Origin of the sequence: Mycolicibacterium chitae (assembly GCF_900637205.1) — a bacterium.
GTDB classification, from domain to species: domain Bacteria; phylum Actinomycetota; class Actinomycetes; order Mycobacteriales; family Mycobacteriaceae; genus Mycobacterium; species Mycobacterium chitae.
Map to the genome: position 1 here is coordinate 3572774 of NZ_LR134355.1, position 17445 is coordinate 3590218.

Annotated in this window: 14 protein-coding genes; 7 read left to right on the forward strand and 7 right to left on the reverse strand. The window is 72.8% G+C overall.

Annotated elements, in window-relative coordinates:
* Nucleotides 1-52: 52 nt before the first annotated feature.
* Nucleotides 53-466 carry a DoxX family protein gene (locus EL338_RS17060; RefSeq protein ID WP_126334825.1) on the forward strand — a complete coding sequence of 138 codons (414 nt, stop codon included), beginning with the start codon at nucleotides 53-55 and terminating at the stop codon, nucleotides 464-466.
* Here EL338_RS17060 and EL338_RS17065 read toward each other — a convergent pair.
* Both EL338_RS17065 and EL338_RS17070 read right to left on the reverse strand, forming a co-directional pair.
* Nucleotides 444-3782, reverse strand: a complete 3339-nt coding sequence (locus EL338_RS17065; protein ID WP_435404939.1) for an ATP-dependent helicase — start codon at nucleotides 3780-3782, stop codon at nucleotides 444-446. The genes EL338_RS17060 and EL338_RS17065 overlap by 23 nt on opposite strands.
* Nucleotides 3719-6901, reverse strand: a complete 3183-nt coding sequence (locus EL338_RS17070) for an ATP-dependent helicase (protein ID WP_126334827.1) — start codon at nucleotides 6899-6901, stop codon at nucleotides 3719-3721. The genes EL338_RS17065 and EL338_RS17070 overlap by 64 nt, the downstream gene beginning before the upstream one ends.
* Nucleotides 6902-6965: 64 nt before the next feature.
* Between EL338_RS17070 and EL338_RS17075 the strand changes: the two genes are divergently transcribed.
* The gene (locus EL338_RS17075; protein ID WP_126334828.1) at nucleotides 6966-7748 is read left to right on the forward strand and encodes an alpha/beta fold hydrolase; all 783 of its coding nucleotides are present in this window, start codon (nucleotides 6966-6968) and stop codon (nucleotides 7746-7748) included.
* Between the two features lie 2 nt (nucleotides 7749-7750).
* The gene (locus EL338_RS17080) at nucleotides 7751-8056 is read left to right on the forward strand and encodes an MGMT family protein (RefSeq protein WP_126334829.1); all 306 of its coding nucleotides are present in this window, start codon (nucleotides 7751-7753) and stop codon (nucleotides 8054-8056) included.
* Here EL338_RS17080 and EL338_RS17085 read toward each other — a convergent pair.
* The 3 genes from EL338_RS17085 to EL338_RS17095 all read right to left on the reverse strand — a co-directional run bounded on the left by EL338_RS17085 (nucleotide 8053) and on the right by EL338_RS17095 (nucleotide 11295).
* Complete coding sequence (locus tag EL338_RS17085; protein WP_126334830.1) at nucleotides 8053-8907, reverse strand: TIGR02569 family protein; 855 nt, start codon at nucleotides 8905-8907, stop codon at nucleotides 8053-8055. The two genes, EL338_RS17080 and EL338_RS17085, sit on opposite strands and share 4 nt — an antisense overlap.
* Nucleotides 8908-8979: 72 nt before the next feature.
* The gene (gene moeZ, locus EL338_RS17090) at nucleotides 8980-10170 is read right to left on the reverse strand and encodes an adenylyltransferase/sulfurtransferase MoeZ (protein ID WP_126334831.1); all 1191 of its coding nucleotides are present in this window, start codon (nucleotides 10168-10170) and stop codon (nucleotides 8980-8982) included.
* Nucleotides 10171-10248: 78 nt separating this feature from the next.
* A complete protein-coding gene (locus EL338_RS17095; protein WP_126334832.1) occupies nucleotides 10249-11295 on the reverse strand; it encodes a DUF3152 domain-containing protein in 1047 nt (348 codons plus the stop codon).
* A gap of 209 nt (nucleotides 11296-11504) precedes the next feature.
* Between EL338_RS17095 and fasR the strand changes: the two genes are divergently transcribed.
* A complete protein-coding gene (gene fasR, locus EL338_RS17100) occupies nucleotides 11505-12188 on the forward strand; it encodes an HTH-type transcriptional activator FasR (RefSeq protein WP_126334833.1) in 684 nt (227 codons plus the stop codon).
* A 32-nt stretch (nucleotides 12189-12220) separates the two neighbouring features.
* On the opposite strand, the gene EL338_RS17105 is transcribed toward fasR, so the two are convergent.
* On the reverse strand, nucleotides 12221-12481 hold the full coding sequence (locus EL338_RS17105) for a DUF3107 domain-containing protein (protein ID WP_126334834.1): 261 nt from the start codon (nucleotides 12479-12481) through the stop codon (nucleotides 12221-12223).
* Between the two features lie 238 nt (nucleotides 12482-12719).
* On the opposite strand from EL338_RS17105, the gene EL338_RS17110 reads away from it, so the two are divergent.
* Nucleotides 12720-13652 (forward strand): hypothetical protein, encoded by a 933-nt coding sequence (locus EL338_RS17110; protein ID WP_126334835.1) that lies wholly within the window; start codon nucleotides 12720-12722, stop codon nucleotides 13650-13652.
* A 4-nt stretch (nucleotides 13653-13656) separates the two neighbouring features.
* On the opposite strand, the gene EL338_RS17115 is transcribed toward EL338_RS17110, so the two are convergent.
* Nucleotides 13657-14349, reverse strand: coding sequence for a ferritin-like fold-containing protein (locus EL338_RS17115; protein ID WP_126334836.1), 693 nt, complete (start codon nucleotides 14347-14349; stop codon nucleotides 13657-13659).
* A gap of 289 nt (nucleotides 14350-14638) precedes the next feature.
* Here EL338_RS17115 and EL338_RS17120 point away from each other — a divergent pair, with 289 nt between their 5' ends.
* Nucleotides 14639-16189, forward strand: a complete 1551-nt coding sequence (locus tag EL338_RS17120; protein ID WP_126334837.1) for a DEAD/DEAH box helicase — start codon at nucleotides 14639-14641, stop codon at nucleotides 16187-16189.
* A 14-nt stretch (nucleotides 16190-16203) separates the two neighbouring features.
* Nucleotides 16204-17445 (forward strand): Rv3212 family protein, encoded by a 1242-nt coding sequence (locus tag EL338_RS17125; protein ID WP_126334838.1) that lies wholly within the window; start codon nucleotides 16204-16206, stop codon nucleotides 17443-17445.

The following is a 17445-nucleotide window of genomic DNA, read 5'->3' on the forward strand; positions in this document are numbered from 1 at the left end:
GTCATCGGCTCGAACCCGTCATGACTTCGCCGTCGCACGTCATCATGTAATCATGACCTCGACCGATCCCGCGTCCGCATCCGCCACCGTCGACGCGCGTCGCGCCGGCAGGCGTTCGGCCCACCGGCTGGCCGCGCTCCTCGGTGGCGTCGGGGTGCTGCACTTCGTGGCGCCAAAGCCGTTCGACTCGATCATCCCCGCCGAGCTGCCCGGCAGTCCCCGCACCTACACCTACGCCTCGGGCGTGGCCGAGTTGGTGACCGCCGGATTGTTGGCGGCCCCGCGCACCCGGCGCCTGGGCGCGACGGCGGCCGTGGCGCTGTTCGTGGCCGTGTTCCCCGGCAACCTGAACATGGTCCGGCTGTGGTGGGACAAGCCGTGGCCGATGCGCCTGGGCGCGATCGCGCGGCTGCCGCTGCAGGTCCCGATGATCACCGAGGCGCTCAAGGTCCGTCGGCTGTCCTGACGTCCGGATCTTCGGCGGCCAGCAGCTCGGCGAGTTCCTCGGCCGCGGGCAGGTCCTGCGGCGCGACCGTCTGCCCGGTGCGCACGTAGTGGAACGCGCCGCGCACCGCCGCCTCCGGGCAGTCGTGCAGCGCCGCCCAGGCCATCCGGTAGACCGCGAGCTGGATGGCCGCGGCGCGGCCGGCCTGCGGATCGGCCGGCGCCGCCCCGGTCTTCCAGTCCACCACGGTGAAGCCGCCGTCGGCGTCGGCGAAGATCGCGTCGATGCGGCCGCGGACCACGCGGCCGCCGATCATCATCTCGAACGGCACCTCGATGTCGACCGGGGTCCGCGCGGCCCACGGCGAGGCCATAAACGCGGCCTGCAGATCCGCGAGCGCCTCGGCGTCGGTGCTGCCGTGCCCGCCGTCGACGGCGCCGGGGATGTCGTCGAGGTCGAACAGCCGGTCCGCACCGTAGAACCGCTGCACCCAGTCGTGAAAAGCCGTGCCCAGCAGCGCCTGCGGGTCGGGCCGCACCGGTGCCCGCCGCGTCAGCCGCGCGGCGGCCCCGGCCGGGTCCTTGCCGAGTTCGACGAGGGCACTGACCGACAGCTGCCCGGGCAGCGGCGTGGCCTCGGTCATCGGCGGTGCGAGGCGTTCGGCCAGCAGGGCGTCCACGTCGGCGGCCCAGCCGTCCGGGTCGGGATGATCCTCAGCCGGGGCGGCCATGGCCGCGGCGACCAGCGCCGCGCCGCGTTCGACGGCGCTCTGGGCAGCCGGGGCGGGCTCTGGTGGCCACACCGCCTCGATCACGGTGTCGCGCAGCGGGTTCTGCTCACCGGCGGCCGGCTCGGGCGCCCACTGCTCGACCGTCCCGCAGGGTTGGCCCTCCTCGGCCGCAGTCTCGATGATGTCCTTCAGTTCGCGCAGGAAGTCCGACGGCCCGCGCGGCTTGGACTCGGTGGCGCCCCAGTGATGCCCCGACACCAACAGGGTGTCCTCGGCGCGGGTGATCGCGACGTAGAGCAGCCGGCGTTCCTCGTCGACCCGGCGCTGCTCGAGCTGGGCGCGGTGGGCGTTGATGGTGTCCTCCAGCTGCTTTCGGTGCGTCACGGTGGAGGTGTCCAGCAGCGGCACCCCGTGAGCGCCCAGATCGGCGCGGTCCCCGCGCAGCAGCGGCGGCAGATCGCCCGGGTCGGTCAGCCAGGTCCGAGTGTTGGCCGTGGACGGGAACACCCGCGCCGACAGGTGCGGCACCGCCACGATCTGCCACTCCAGGCCCTTGGCCGCATGGACGGTGAGCACCTGGATGCGGCCGGGCGCGACGCTCACCTCCGCCGGGGCCAACCCGTTCTCGATGTCCTCGGCGACGGCGAGGTAGCCGAGCAGCCCGTGAATGTCGTTGCCGGCCCGGGGCGTTCGGGCCGCGTAGGCGTCGACGACGTCGGCGAACGCGTCGAGTTGCTCGACGCCGGCGCGAGCGGCCGCCTCGGTGTCGGCGCCGAGCACCCGGCGGACCTCGGCCACCAGGTCGGTCACGGGCCGGTCCAGGTGGCCGCGCAGCGCCGTCAGCTCCTCGGCCAGCGCGGTGATGCGCTCGTAGCCGGCCGCCGAATAGGCGTGGGCGGGACCGGGATCGCCGATGGCGTCGGCCAGGCACGCGGTGTCGGCATCCGGGGAGAGCTGCGCCACGATCTGCTCGGCGTCCAGGCTGCTGCCGCCGCCCTCGTCCAGATCGCGGGCCCGGCGCCACAGCGCGGTGAGGTCGCGCGCGCCCAGCCGCAGCCGGGGCCCGCCCAGCACCCGCATGGCCGCCGCACCGGCGGTCGGGTCGGCGACCAGGCGCAGCATCGCGACCAGGTCGGCGACCTCGTCGATGGCCAGCAGCCCGGCCAACCCCACCACCTCGACGGGCAGGCCGCGCGCCCGCAGCGCCTCGGCGATCGGCCCGGCATCGGCGTTGCGGCGCACCAACACCGCGGCCGTCGGCGGCTCCGCGCCATCTTGGGCGGCGCCATCTTGGGCGGCCCGGAATCGTGCGGCGATCTGATCGGCGACCCAGTCCCGCTCGACCGCTACATCGGACAGCAGCGCACAGGTCACGGTGCCCGCCGGCGCACCCGGGCGGGCGCGCAGTTCGCGCACCGCCACCGAGCGCCGCCGCGCCTCGGCCGACACCGCGTTGGCGACCTGCAGCGTGCTCGGTGGGTTGCGCCAGCTCGTGCGCAACTCCAGCGTGGGCGCCGGGGTCCCGTCGGCGCGCGGGAAGTCCGTGGTGAACAGCGGCAGGTTGGTGGCCGAGGCGCCGCGCCAACCGTAGATGGACTGGATGGGGTCGCCGACGGCGGTGAGCGCCAGGCCGTCGTCGACACCGCCGCCGAACAGCGCCGAGAGCGCGATGCGCTGCGCGTGCCCGGTGTCCTGGTACTCGTCGAGCAGCACCACCCGAAACCGTTGCCGCAGTTGGGCGCCCACCGTAGGGCAGTCGGTGGCCAGCTGCGCCGCGGCGGCCATCTGCATGCCGAAGTCCATCGCCTTCTCCGCGCGCAGCCGCTGGTGCAGCGCGTCGATCAGCGGGACCACCTCGCTGCGTTCGGCCTGCGTCGCGAGCATCTTCAGCAGCCACTGGTTCGGGCCGCGGTCGCGCTGGTTGGGGCCCGGCGGCAGGGTGTGCACCAGCCGTTCGAGCTCGAGGTGGATGTCGCGCAATTGTTCGGTGCTGACCAGATGCTCGGCCAGCTGATTGGACAGCCGCAGCACCAGGCGGGTGACGTCGGTCGGGGTCTTCTGGGTCGCGAGCTCGTCCGGGTAGCGGTTCACCACGTCGAAGGCCAGCTGCCACAGCTCGGTTTCGCTGAGCAGCCGGGTGTCGGGTTCGACGGGCAGCAGCAGGCCGTGTTCACGCAGCAGGGTGCCGGCGAAGGCGTGGTAGGTGCTCACCGTGACGGTGCCGTGCGGGTCCGCGCCGGAGTCCCCGGGGGTCAGGCCGACCCCGGCCAGTCGCGCCAGCCGTGAACGCACCCGGCGCAGCAGCTGACCGGCGGCCTTGCGGGTGAAGGTCAGGCCCAGGACCTGGTCGGGGGCGGCAAAGCCGTTGGCCACCAACCACACCACCCGGGCGGCCATGGTCTCGGTCTTGCCGGCGCCGGCGCCGGCCACGACGACCAGCGGGCCCGGCGGGGCGGCGATCACCGCGGCCTGCTCGTCGGTGGGCGGATGCAGGCCCAGGGCCTCCGACAGGTCGGCGGGGCTGTACCGCAGCGCTGCGGGCATCACGAACTCTCCTCGGTCCGGCGGTGCGCGGGGCAGCTGGGCCGCACCGGGCAGTGCGCGCAGCCGCTGTTGACCCGGGCCCGGAACTGCGGGCCGGCGGTGTCGGCGGCGGCCGCGTGCACCTCGTCGCGCCAATCCTGCCGTGCCTGCGCGGTCAGCGGATCCTGTTCGCGCTGTGTCGCGCCGGAGACGCCGACCTTGCCGAGGTAGACGAGCTTGCCGCCGCCCGGCTCCGCGCCGTCGGGTACCAGGCCCTGGGCCACCGCCAGCTGGTAGGCCGCCAGCTGGGGGTGCTTCTGCGCGTCGTCCTTGCTGACCGGGCTCTTGCCGGTCTTGACGTCGACGATCACCAGCCGGTCCTCGGCGTCGCGTTCGAGGCGGTCGATGCGCCCCCGGACCCGGACATCCGGCAGCGCCCGGTCCGGGGCGGGCAGCACCCCGTCGACGTCGACCTCGGTGCCGACCTCGGTCAGCTCGGCGCGGGAGTCCTCGCGCCACCGCGCGAAGGTCTCGATCATGGCGCGGTGCCGGTCCAACTCGTTGCGGGCGAACCACTGCGATTCGAACGGCAGCCGGTCCCAGACCTGTTCGAGGCGGGCCAGCATGGTGGCCTCGTCGGCGCCGGGTTCGGCGATCAGCGCGTGGACCACCGAGCCCAGCGCGGAGCGCAGTTCGCGGGCATCGGAGCCGCCGTGGCGTTCCATCAGCCAGCGCAGCGGACAGTCCTGCACCTGCTGCAGCGTCGACGGGGACATGGTGACCGGGGTGCGCTCCCCGTCCTCGTCGAGGCGCCACAGCGGCTCGACGGTGCTGACCGGCCGCAGCTGCTGCCAGTCGGCGGGGTCCGCACCCGGCACGCCGGCCTGGGCCAGCCGCGCCAGTTGGGTTGCGGCGCTGAACCGTTGCGCGTCGGCGACGGCGCCGTCGGGCGCGCAGACCACCGCGCGCAACCGGCCCACCACGGACGGGACCGACAGCACCGGCGGGGTGCTCACCGTCGGCACGGCGCGCTCGGCGAGGTCGTCGTCGGTGGCCAAGCGGGCAATGTCGTAGAAGAACGGCGAGGGCACCCGCAGCCCGTCGTCGGTCTCGGCGGCCGCGCCGTCGACCGCGGTGACGGCCAACCGGCGCCGGGCCCGCCCGACCGCGGTGATCAGCAGCCGGCGCTCGTCGGCGATCAGCGGCGCGCGGTCCGACGCATCGGCCCCGATGCCGGCCAGCACGTCGAGCAGCCGCTGGGTGCCCAGCACGCCGCCGCGCGGAATCGTGTTGGGCCACAACCCCTCCTGCAGGCCCGCGATGACCACGGTGTCCCAGTCCCGGTCGAGGGCCTGATGCGGGCTCAGGATCGCCACCGCCTCGGCGGGCACGACGGGTTCGGCGGCCGGGGTCGGCAGCTGCAGGCCCCACACGTGCTCGGCCAGCCCGGCCACCGTCGCCCCGGCGGTGCGCGACACGTACTGGTCGGCGACGTCGAACAGCGCGGTGACCGCGTCGAGGTCGGCGTGCGCGCGGCGGGCGCTGTCGCCGCCGCGGTCGATGGCCGCGTCGAGGCGGCGCTGCAGCCCGGTCCGGTACCAGGCCTGCCACAGCACGGACCGCGGATCGGCGCCCGCGCGGTAGCCGGCGGCCGCGGCGTCGAGCACGGCCTTGACCCGGCGCAGCGGCCGCGCGTGCGCGGGCGGCAGGGCCTCCGGGACGCCGTCGCGCAGCGCCGCGACCAGCAGTTCGCCGAAGTCGGCGGTGTCGGCCGATTGCCGGCGCAACGCCCGGCGCAGCTGCCGCAGCGACACCGGGTCCACCCGCCCGACGGGTCCGGTCAGCAGCGCGTGGGCCCGGTCGGCGGTCAGCCCGGCGACCGTGGCCTGCAGCGCCGTCAGCACCGCGCGCACGGTGGCGTTGTGCGCCAGCGGTGGATGCGCGGCCGGGGCGGCCACCGGGACGCCGGCGGTGCGCAGGATGCGCGGCAGGGCCGCCCCGATCCCGGACACCGACCGCACCAGGACCGCCATCTGCGACCAGGGCACGCCCTCGAGTAGGTGCGCGCGCCGGAGGGTGTCGGCGATCAACGTCGCCTCGGCATGCTCGGAGGCGGCCAGCGTGGCGGTGACGACGCCGGGTTCGGTGCGGGCGCTGCGCACCTGACGCGCCGGACCGGTGCCGGGCAGCGCCGCGGCCAGTCCGGTGAGCACCGCGGCGACGGGCGGCGCGCAGCGATGCGAGTCCGTCAGGGGCACCGCCGGCCATTCCTCGGCGAGCAGTAGCGCCGGATCGGCGCCGCGGAAACCGAACGCGGCCTGATTCGGATCCCCCGCGACGACCGCCAGATCGGCGCCGGCGGCCAGCAGCCGGACCAGCCGCGCGGTCTGCGGGTCGAGGTGCTGGGCGTCGTCGACCAGCAGCACCCGGACCCGGGCGCGTTCGGCGGCCAGCAGGTCCGGATCGGCGCCGAAGGCCTCGAGCGCCGCGCCCACCAGTTCGGCCGCCCCCAGGGCCGGGACGCTGGCCTGCGGCGCGGCGGTGCCCACGGCCGAGCGCAGCAGCATCACGTGTTCGTACTGCTGCGCGAACCGGCCGGCCGCGGTCCACTCGGGCCGGCGCGCCGAGCGGCCGAGGCGCTGCAGCCGCAGCGGATCGATGCCGCGTTCGGTGCAGCGGGCCAGCAGGTCCCGCAATTCTGTGGCGAACCCGGCGGTGCCCAACGCGGCGTGTAACTCCGGCGGCCAGGCCGCGGCGCCGTCCTCGAGATCGCCGGCCAGCAGTTCGCGGATGACGCCGTCCTGCTCGGCGCCGGTGATCAGCCGCGGCGGCGGATCACCGACGCGCTGGGCCGCCACCCGCAGCACCCCGAACGCGTACGCGTGCACCGAACGCACCAGCGGCTGGCGCACCACGGCGCGCCCCGCCGCCCCGGCGGTCAGCAACGCGGTGGTCAGCGCGCTGCGGACCCGGCCGCTGACCCGTCCCGAACCGGTAAGCAGCAGAACCGATTCCGGATCCGTCCCGGCGGCGATGCGGGCCGTGGCCACGTCCACCAGCAGACTCGACGTGCCGGTGCCGGCCCCACCGAGAACACGGAAGGTGCCGCGCCGGGCCGGGTCGAGCAGCTCGGCGGCGGCGGAGTCCCAGCGCCGCGCGCCCGACGGCGCGGACGGCGCGGGTGCGGTGTGCGGTGTGGCCATGCCGGAATGACACCACGGGGGTACGACAACCGGCGCCGGGCGCGGGCCTGGCACCATCGTGGGCGTGCCCCCATCTCTGCATGTGCACCGGTACGGACCCGACGGAGCGCCGCGGGTGCTCGCCCTGCACGGGCTGACCGGCCACGGGCAGCGCTGGCAACGGCTGTCCGACGACCACCTGCCGGGGATCGCGATCGCCGCACCGGACCTGATCGGGCACGGCCGCTCGCCGTGGGCGGCGCCGTGGACCATCGACGCGAACGCGGCCGCGCTGGCCGCGCTGCTCGAGGCCGACACCCGGGACCCCGTTGTGGTGGTGGCGCATTCGTTCGGCGCCGCCGTCGCGCTGCAGCTGGCCGCGGCCAACCCGGAGCTGGTGGCGGCGCTGGTCCTGCTGGACCCGGCGGTCGGCCTGGACGGCACGTGGATGCAGCAGATCGCCGAGGCGATGTTCGCCGACCCGGACTACACCGACGCCGCCGAGGCGCGCAACGAGAAGAGCGGCGGCTCCTGGGGCGACGTCGACGACGCCGTGCTGGACGCCGAGATCGACGAACACCTGATCGCCCTGCCGAACGGGCGGGTGGGCTGGCGGATCAGCATCCCGGCGATGCTGGCGTACTGGAGCGAGCTGGCCCGCGACCCGGCGGTGCCGCGGACCCCGATCCCCACCACCGTCGTGCGGGCCCGGCATACCCATCCGCGCTATGTCGACGACGAGTTCGTCGAGCTTCTCCGGGCCGGCCTGGGCGCCGTGGAGCTGGTCGAATTCGACTGCAACCACATGGTTCCGCACGCCAAGCCGGCCGAGACGGCCGCGTTGATCCGGGCCGCGCTGGGGTCCTGAGCGTGGCCGCCGTCACCGACGAACAGGTTGAACGGGTCCGCGAACTGGTGGCCTCGATCCCGGCCGGAAAGGTCGCCACCTACGGTGACATCGCCGCGGCGGCGGGGCTTTCCAGCGCGCGCATCACGGGCTGGATCATGCGCACCGACTCCGCGGATCTGCCGTGGCACCGGGTGATCGCCGCCTCGGGCCGCCCGGCCGCACATCTGCGCACCCGCCAGCTCGCGCTGTTACGCGCCGAGGGCGTGCTGGCCGTCGACGGCCGGATCCGGTTGCACGGCAACGACTCCGTGCGACACCGGTTCTAGAGTTCGAGGCGCACCAGGGCCGCGGTGCGGGCCAGTCCCGGGAACGCCGCGGCCGTCGACCGCGGGTGCAGCGCGTGCACCGCCAAGCGGAACATCAACGCGCGCAACAACATCTGCGGCCACTCCGGCAACGCGTTCCACCGCTCGATCAGGCCGTCGTCGGCGTCCCCCCAGGCCAACGCGTCGACGACGGCGACGCCGGCCGCCCACGACGTCGGCCGCCAGTACGGGGTGATATCGGTGATGCCCGGGGCCGCGGTGCCGGCGAAAAGCACGGTGCCGTACAGGTCGCCGTGCACCAGCTGGTTGGGGCTCTTGGTGGGGCGGCGCAGTTCGGCGAGCTGGTTGATCAGGTCGACCGAGCGTTGTCCGTCGGCCGAACCGGGCGCCACCCGGGCCTCCGAGGGCAGCGAATGCAGCGGCCGTTCCTCCCAGGCGGCCCGGTCGGCGGCGATGAACACGTCGACGTCGGACCACGGCACCACCGGCGCCTGGGTGAGGAAGCGGGGACGCTCGAGCTTGGCGGTGGCCTCGTGCAGCCGCACCGCGGCCGAGATGACCTCGTCGTGGCGGGGCTCGGGGGTACCGGCGACGAAGGTGTCGGCGCGCCAGCCGGACACCACGTAGCGGCCGTCGGTGGAACGCACGGGCCGGGCCAGGCGCACCCCGTCGACGAACAGGGTCTCGCGGACCTTGGCCGACCAGGCCGCGCGGGCGTGGTCGGCCACCATCGACAGCACCACCTCGCCGCTGCGCCAGCCGCCGTCCCAGCCGGGTCCCAGCGGATCGGGGTCGACCCCGCTCAGACCGAACGCCGTCAACACATGCTGGGGCGGGCGGTCGACAGTCACAGCTGTCACCCTATCGCCGGTTGCCCCGCACAGCGGCGCGCTGACCAGCTGTGTCGGGAAACTTTGCTCGGCTCAGTACATGACCATGTCGGGCTCGTACTGGCGGGCCCACGCCGCGATGCCGCCCTGCAGGTGCACGGCGTCGGAGAATCCGGCCTGCTTGACCGTCGCCAGCGCCTCGGCCGAGCGCACCCCGGTCTTGCAGTACAGCACCGCCATCCGGTCCTGCGGCAGCTTGGCCAGCCCGGCGCCGGTGTCCAGGGTGGATTTGGGGATCAGGGTGGCGCCGTCGAGGTGGTTGATGTCCCATTCGACGGGTTCGCGCACGTCGACGAGCAGCAGTTCCTTACCGGCGTCGAGCAGTTCGCGCAGCTCGCGCGGGGTGATGGTGGAGTCCTGGGCGGCGTCGGCGGCGGCGGGCGAGGCCACGCCGCAGAACGAGTCGTAGTCGATGAGCTCGGTGATCTTCGCCGCGGCGGGGTCCTTGCGGATCCCGATGGTGCGGTAGCTCATCGCCAGCGCGTCGTAGATCATCAGCCGGCCCAGCAGTGAGTCGCCGATCCCGGTGATCAGCTTGATGGCCTCGGTGCCCATCACCGAACCCACCGAGGCGCACAGGATGCCCAGCACCCCGCCCTCGGCACACGACGGGACCATCCCCGGCGGGGGCGGTTCGGGGTACAGGTCGCGGTAGTTGACCGCCTGCACCTGGCCGTCCGGGCCCGGCGGGGCGTCCTCCCAGAACACCGAGATCTGGCCCTCGAAACGGTAGATCGAACCCCACACGTAGGGCTTGCCGGCCAGCGCGGCCGCGTCGTTGACCAGGTAGCGGGTCGCGAAGTTGTCGGTGCCGTCGAGGATCAGGTCGTACTGGGCGAACAGTTCGACGGCGTTGTCGGGCTGCAGCCGGATCTCGTGCAGGTTGACCTGCACCAGCGGGTTGATCGCCAGCATGGAATCGCGGGCGCTCTGCGCCTTGGAGCGGCCGATGTCGGCAACGCCGTGGATGACCTGACGCTGCAGGTTGGATTCCTCGATCACGTCGAAGTCGACGATGCCGATCGTGCCGACCCCGGCGGCCGCGAGATAGAGCAGTGTGGGCGAGCCGAGCCCGCCGGCGCCCATGACCAGCACTCGGGCGTTCTTCAGCCGCTTCTGCCCGTCGACCCCGAAGTTGGGGATGATCAGGTGCCGGCTGTACCGCGCGACCTCGTCGCGGGTCAGGTCGGCGGCGGGCTCCACCAGCGGGGGCAGCGTGGACACGAGCGACTCCTCTGCGAACGGACTCCCCCGCAATTGTGTCACCGCGCGCTCTGCACGCGAGCGTCCACCGATCGGCCGTCAGGCGATGGGATAGGGCCAGGGATTGAACCGGCAGGTCTTGTCGTCCGGGGTGATCGAATCCGGGTCGAACCGGGCCAGGTCGGCGTTGGACGTGGAGAACGTCTGCTGCATCATGACCGGCGCCAGCGCCCCGTTCTCCTCGCACGCCGAGTGCTGGTGATAGCCGATGGCGTGACCGATCTCATGGTTGAGCAGGTACTGCCGATACGAGCCGATGTCGCCCTGGAACGGCACCGCGCCGCGCACCCAGCGCGCCTCGTTGATGAACACCCGCGGTTCGGCGGGCGAGCCGGGCACCGGGTGGAACGCCGGGTTGTAGCACGACGCCTCGAGCTGGATCTCGTAGCCGCAGCCGTCCCGGATGGTCATCGGTGAGGTGAGCGACACCCGGAAGTCCGGCGGTTCCGGGGCGCTCGCGTCGACGCGCACGAAACCGAACTGCGGGTTGTGGATCCAGCTCTTCGGGTTGGCCAGCGTCTGCTCGACCATCCGGGCGAACGCGTCGTCGCCGCCGAAGGTCGTGGCGTCGACGCCGTCCTCGATCTCGACGGTGTACCGGAACACCTTGGCGGTGCCCTGCCCGACCTGCGGGGTGCCCCCGGGCACCACGCGCCAGGTCCGGTTGCCGGCCTGGGTGAACGGCCCACCCTCCGGCAGGATGCCGGTCGGCAGGTTGGCGTCGAACTCGGTGAGGCCCTTCGGCGGCGCGCCGACGATGGCCGTGCCGCCGGCGCCGATGGTCGGCGGACCCTCGACGGTTTCCTGCGCGGTGGGCGCGGGCGTGGTGGTGCCGGTGATCGTCTGATAGATCACCATCACCGTGATCACCACGAGCACCGGCAGCGCGTAGGCGCGCCAGCCGTAGGTGGACACGAACCGCCCCAACCAGGACTGTTTGGGCCAATGCTGGTGTTCGTCGCGGTTGGAACGGACCCGTCCGGAGTCACCGGCGAGCGGGTCGCGTTGTGCGCGCAGCGGCTCGCGCCACTCGTTGCGCAGCACGGGCACACGACTCTCCCCGCGACGCCCCGGGTCGTAGGTCACCGACCCAGGATCGCACAGTCCGCTGCTCAGGGGCTTTCGGCGCGCCAGTGCCGGGGCGCGCGAGTGCCGGGGCGCGCGAGTGCCTTTCGACGGTTCGGTACCGGCGGGTAGTAATGTCGGGGCGACGAGCCACCGCTCGCCGCCTGGGTGCCAGCGTGGACACCCACGCCGAGACGGCTCGGCGTCAAGAATTTGAAACAGAGGACCTGATGAGCGATCTCGCCAACACTGCCGCACGGCGAGGCGCCAGAGCGGGCGACGCAGACCGGCCCGCCGGCACTGCGGGCACCAACCGGCGCGGTAACCGGCTCCCCCGCGACGAGCGTCGCGGCCAGTTGCTGGCCGCGGCCAGCGAGGTGTTCGTCGACCGCGGCTATCACGCCGCCGGCATGGACGAGATCGCCGATCGGGCCGGGGTCAGCAAGCCGGTGCTCTACCAGCACTTCGCCAGCAAGCTCGAGCTCTACCTGGCGGTGTTGGCGCGGCACGTCGAGAACCTCGTGTCGGGCGTGCGCCAGGCGCTGCGGACCACCACCGACAACCGGCAGCGCGTCCGGGCCGCGGTGCACGCATTCTTCGATTTCATCGAGCACGACGGCCAGGGCTACCGGCTGATCTTCGAGAACGACTACACCAACGAGCCGCAGGTGTCCGCGCAGGTCAAGGTCGCCACCGAGGCGTGCACCGATGCGGTGTTCGACCTGATCAGCCACGACTCCGGGCTGGATCCGCACCGCGCCCGCATGATCGCGGTCGGGCTGGTCAGCATCAGCGTGGACTCGGCGCGCTACTGGTTGGACAACGAGCGGCCGATCACCAAGGACGACGCCGTCGAGGGCACCGTCCAGTTCATCTGGGGCGGCCTGTCACACGTGCCGCTGACCCGCACCTGAGGGCCCGGGCCTGACGACCCGGGCCTGCCGACTCAGTCGGTGGCCGGCGCGGTGACCGGGCCGGCGCCCACCCCGAAGCCGACGCGACGGCCGTCGGCGGGACCCAATTCCACGTAGGCCACGCGGGCGGTCTGGACGAAGAACTTCCGCCCCTTGTCGTCGGACAGGCTCAACACGCTCGCGCCGTTGCCGCCCAGCGCGTCGGTGACCAGCTTCTCGAGTTCCGCCGGCGCCTGCGCGCTGTTGAAGACGAGCTCACGCGGACTGTCCGTGACACCGATCTTGACCTCCACGTGAGCACCCTTTCCTTGACGCGACATGCGGGCGAAATGCCCTCCAGCAGGCTAATGCACGGGGTCCTCGCACCGCCGCGCCAGGCGTTCGCGGTCAGCGAAGCGCCCCGACCGATCGGTCTGACCTGCCGCGATGGCGACCGCCCGGAACCCGACACGCCCGCCGCCGTGTCCCCGTCGCGGGCCCGCGGCCCGATACCATCGTGAAGGATGTGACGGGAGTGATCAAAGTGACTTGGTGCCTACGACGGGTGACGCGATGAACAAGCCCTACTGGAGCGGTGGACGTTCGCGCGGGGGTAACACCTACGCCGACGACCAGCCCGACGCCGGCGACCAGTTCGACGGCGGTGCGCCGTCCTACGAGAGCCCGTCCTACGAGAACTCGGCCTATGGCGGTTCCTCGTACGGTTCGTCGTACGGCAGTTCCTCCTACCAGCGCCCGTCCCACGAGAGCGGCTCCTACGCGCCCCCGTCGTACCAGAGCCACGCCTCCGGCGACTACGACACCGGCGCCACCGACCTGCTGGACTACGAGGGCTACCCGGACTCCGACGACGAGGACTACGCGGGCTACGAGTACCGCGACACCCGCTGGCGCTGGATCGCCGGCGGGGCCGCGGCCGTGCTGTTCATCGCGGTCGTGGCGATCGCCACGGTGCTCGGCAACGACAGCGCCACCTCCACGTCGTCGACGACGGAGGCGGCCACCGATACCGCCGAACCGGTCCAGGACGCCGCGCCCAGCACCGCGCCGCGCACCGTGATCGCCACCCCGGGACCCGGCCCCGGCGCCGAGTTGGCCCCCGAGACCGTCGTCACCGTGACCCCGACGCCCTCGGCGGTCCATCCCGCACCCGAGCCGCCACCCCCGCCGCCGCCGGCGGAGGCGCCCGCCCCGGAGCGCACCATCACCTACACGGTGACCGGGGAACGCCAGCTGTTCGACGTGGTGACCATCATCTACACCGATGAGCAGGGCTTCCCGCGGACCGAGATCAACGCGGCGCTGCCGTGGACGCGCACGGTCACGCTCAACCCGGGCGTGCAGACCCAGTCGGTGACCGCCACCAGCGTCACCGGCAAGCTGAACTGCGCGATCACCGACGGCACCGGTGCCACCGTGCTGGCTCAGAACAACAACACGCTGATCACGACCTGCACCAAGTAGGGCCTCAGGCCAGGCCCAACTGCGCCATCCGCTCGGCGTGGGTGCGCTGCAACCGGTCGAAGAACTGTGTGAGCTGGCCCAGCCCGTCGGTGCCGGACACCACCAGGTCGACGAGTTCGTCGTGGTCGGCCAGCACGTACTGCGCCTGGGTGATGGCCTCGCCGAGCAGCCGGCGCGACCACAGCGCCAGCCGGCTGCGGTGCATGTCGCTGGCCGCGACCGCCTCGCGGACCTCGGCGATGACGAACTGCGAATGCCCGGTCTCGGCGAGCACGCCGCGCACCACGTCGGCGACCTCGGCGGGCAGCACGTCGGCGATCTCCAGGTAGAAGTCGGCGGCCAGCGCGTCGCCGACGTAGGTCTTCACCAACGCCTCGAGCCACGTGCTGGGCGTGGTCAGACTGTGGTAGTCCTCCAGCGTCGAGGCGTACTCCGACATGGCCGAGACCACGTCAACTCCCCTGCGCTCCAAGGCATTTCGGAGAAGCTCGTAGTGTCCCATCTCCGCGGCGGCCATGGCCGCCATGTTGATCCGACCGGTCAGATTCGGCGCCATCCGGGCCTCTTCGGTGAGCCGGTAGAAGGCCGCGACCTCGCCGTAGGCCAACAACGCGAACAGCTTGTCGACGCCGGGGTGATCGGGGGAAATCTTCGATGCTCGCGCCTGCTGGCCGGCCGCGGGTGGCGTCGAACTCATGGAGTCACTGTATCGGCCCCCGGCCCTCGCGCAGTGCGGCGGACCTGCACCGCGGCGCCAACAGCTACAATGGCGGACGTTGGGTGTGTCCTGGACGACCCGGCAAGGAAATGTGCGTGCACGTGCATGGCCCGCCTTCAGGTGCTGGGCCCGGCGAATTCGGTGTCGCGAGATACCGGGGTTTGTTTCTCTACGACTCGTGCGCGCGGACGACGCGACGAGAACCAGAGACGAGTACACCTCGGAAATTTGACTCGCATACGACATCGAAAGGCACCACCCCCACCTCATGACTGTTGATTCCCAGACCACCGATACCGCGGTGACCGATACCGCCCCGACCGGCCCTAGCTTCGCCGAACTCGGCGTCCGCGACGAGATCGTGCGCGCCCTCGGCGAAGAGGGCATCGTTCATCCGTTCGCCATCCAGGAACTGACCCTGCCGCTGGCCCTGGCCGGCGACGACCTGATCGGCCAGGCCCGCACCGGCATGGGCAAGACCTACGCCTTCGGCGTGCCGCTGCTCAACCGCGTCACCACCGACACCGAACGCCCGCTGGCCGGCGCCCCGCGCGCCCTGGTCGTCGTGCCCACCCGCGAGCTGTGCCTGCAGGTCTACGGCGACCTCGCCGGCGCCGCGAAGTACCTGACCGCCGACGGCGGCCGCAAGCTGTCGGTCGTGTCCATCTACGGCGGCCGGCCCTACGAGCCGCAGATCGAAGCCCTGCGCGCCGGCGCCGACGTCGTCGTCGGGACGCCCGGGCGCCTGCTGGACCTCGCCCAGCAGGGCCACCTGCAGCTCGGTGGACTGTCGGTGCTGGTGCTCGACGAGGCCGACGAGATGCTGGACCTCGGCTTCCTGCCCGACATCGAGCGCATTCTGCGGCTGACCCCCGACACCCGGCAGGCCATGCTGTTCTCGGCCACCATGCCGGACCCGATCATCACGCTGGCGCGCACGTTCATGAACCAGCCCACCCACATCCGGGCCGAGTCGCCGCAGTCCTCGCAGACCCACGACAGCACCGAGCAGTTCATCTACCGCGCGCACGCGTTGGACAAGGTCGAGCTGGTCAGCCGCGTGCTGCAGGCCGAGGGCCGCGGCGCCACCATGATCTTCACCCGCACCAAGCGCACCGCGCAGAAGGTCGCCGACGAGCTCGCCGAGCGCGGCTTCAAGGTCGGCGCGGTGCACGGCGACCTGGGCCAGATCGCCCGCGAGAAGGCGCTCAAGGCCTTCCGCGAGGGCGACGTGGACGTGCTGGTCGCCACCGACGTCGCCGCGCGCGGTATCGACATCGATGACATCACGCACGTCATCAACTACCAGATCCCCGACGACGAGCAGGCCTACGTGCACCGCATCGGCCGCACCGGACGCGCGGGCAAGACCGGTATCGCCGTCACCCTGGTCGACTGGGACGAGCTGCCCCGCTGGGCGCTGATCGACAAGGCGCTGGGCCTGGACTGCCCCGAGCCGGCCGAGACGTACTCCAGCTCGCCGCACCTGTTCGAGGAGCTGAACATCCCCGCCGACGCCAAGGGCTCGGTGGGCAAGCCGGCACGGCGCGAGGGCAAGCGCACCACCCGCGGCGAGCGCGGCAGCGAGCAGGCGCCCGCCGACCGGCCCAAGCGCACCCGGCAGCGTCGCCGCACCCGCGGCGGGCGCCCCGAGACCAACGGGGCCGAGGCCGCCGCCCCAGCCGCCGACGGCGATCAGGGCCCGGCCGGCGATTCGGCTGCGACCGGCGAGAACGCCGAGTCGAGCCGGCCCCCGCGCCGTCGTCGGCGCCGCGGGCCGCGCAAGCCCGCCACCGAATCGGCCGTCAACGCCGGCTGAGACCGCTTTCGCCCATGGTCAAACCGGAGCGTCGGACCCGCACCGACGTCGCCGTCGCCGCCGCGATCGCCGCGATCGTCGCCATCGCGGCGGTGGCCATCTGGTGGACCAGCGACGCGCGGGCCACGCAGAGCCGCCCCGCCGACGCCCCGTCGAAGAGCATCCCGCCGGCCGACGCCGTACCCGCCGCCCTCGACGAGTTGTGGAGCGCGCCCAGCGCGGCCACGGACCTGCCGTTGGTGGCCAGCGGCACCGTGGTCACCGGGGACGGCAGCACCGTCGAGGGCCGCGACCCGATCACCGGCGAAACCCGCTGGAGCTACGCGCGCGACCGGCAGCTGTGCGGGGTGACCTGGGTCTACCAGTACGCCGTCGCGGTGTATCCGGACGTGCGCGGCTGCGGTCAGGTCAGCACCATCGACTCCTCGACCGGCCGCCGCGGTCCGGCCCGCACCGGCTACGCCGACGACCGGGTGCGGCTGTCCTCGGACGGCACCGTGGTGCTGTCCACCGGGTCTACGCGGCTGGAACTGTGGCGCTCGGACATGGTCCGGATGATCGGCTTCGGCGAGGTCGACGCGCGGGTCAAGCCCAATCAGACCGGCCTGGGCCAGGGCTGCGCCATCACCTCGGCCGCCGCCAGCCCGCTGGCGGTGTCGCTGCTGCAGGCCTGCCCCGGCGAGGTCGACGTGCGGCTGACCCTGCTGCGGCCCGGCGACGAGGACGACGAACCCACCCAGCGCGACGTCCCGCAGCCCGACGTCGCCCCCGATTCGACGGCCCGGGTGCTTGCGGTCTCCGACACCATCACCGCCGTGTATCTGCCCACCCCGTCGCCGCGGGTGTCGGTGGTGGACCAGAACGGCGCCGAGCTGTCGAGCACGCCGGTGCCGCAACCGCCGTCGGCCGCGGACCCGGCGACCACGGTGACCCGCGCCGGCAACCTGTTCACCTGGTGGACCGGCGACGCCGTACTGGTCTTCAACTCCGATCAGCTGACCCACAAGTTCACGGTCGAACCCGCCGACGGCGTGATCCCGCTGGGGCCCGCGACGATGATGGCCGACCGGCTGCTGATCCCGGTCACCGGCGGCGTCGGGGTCTACGACTCGGGCACCGGCGAACTCGAACGGGTCATCGATGTGGACCGCCCGAGCATGGATTCCGGGGTTCCGGTGATCGTGCCGAGCGTCGTCGGCCCGACCGTGCTCGAACAGCGCGGCCGCACGGTGGTCGCCCTCGGCGCGCGGCCCTAG

Coding starts and splice junctions, on each gene's coding strand:
- EL338_RS17125 (WP_126334838.1), top strand. CDS start 16,204: ATGGTCAAACCGGAGCGTCGGACCCGCACCGACGTCGCCGTCGCCGCC.
- EL338_RS17115 (WP_126334836.1), bottom strand. CDS start 14,349: ATGAGTTCGACGCCACCCGCGGCCGGCCAGCAGGCGCGAGCATCGAAG.
- EL338_RS17120 (WP_126334837.1), top strand. CDS start 14,639: ATGACTGTTGATTCCCAGACCACCGATACCGCGGTGACCGATACCGCC.
- EL338_RS17070 (WP_126334827.1), bottom strand. CDS start 6,901: ATGGCCACACCGCACACCGCACCCGCGCCGTCCGCGCCGTCGGGCGCG.
- fasR (WP_126334833.1), top strand. CDS start 11,505: ATGAGCGATCTCGCCAACACTGCCGCACGGCGAGGCGCCAGAGCGGGC.
- EL338_RS17060 (WP_126334825.1), top strand. CDS start 53: ATGACCTCGACCGATCCCGCGTCCGCATCCGCCACCGTCGACGCGCGT.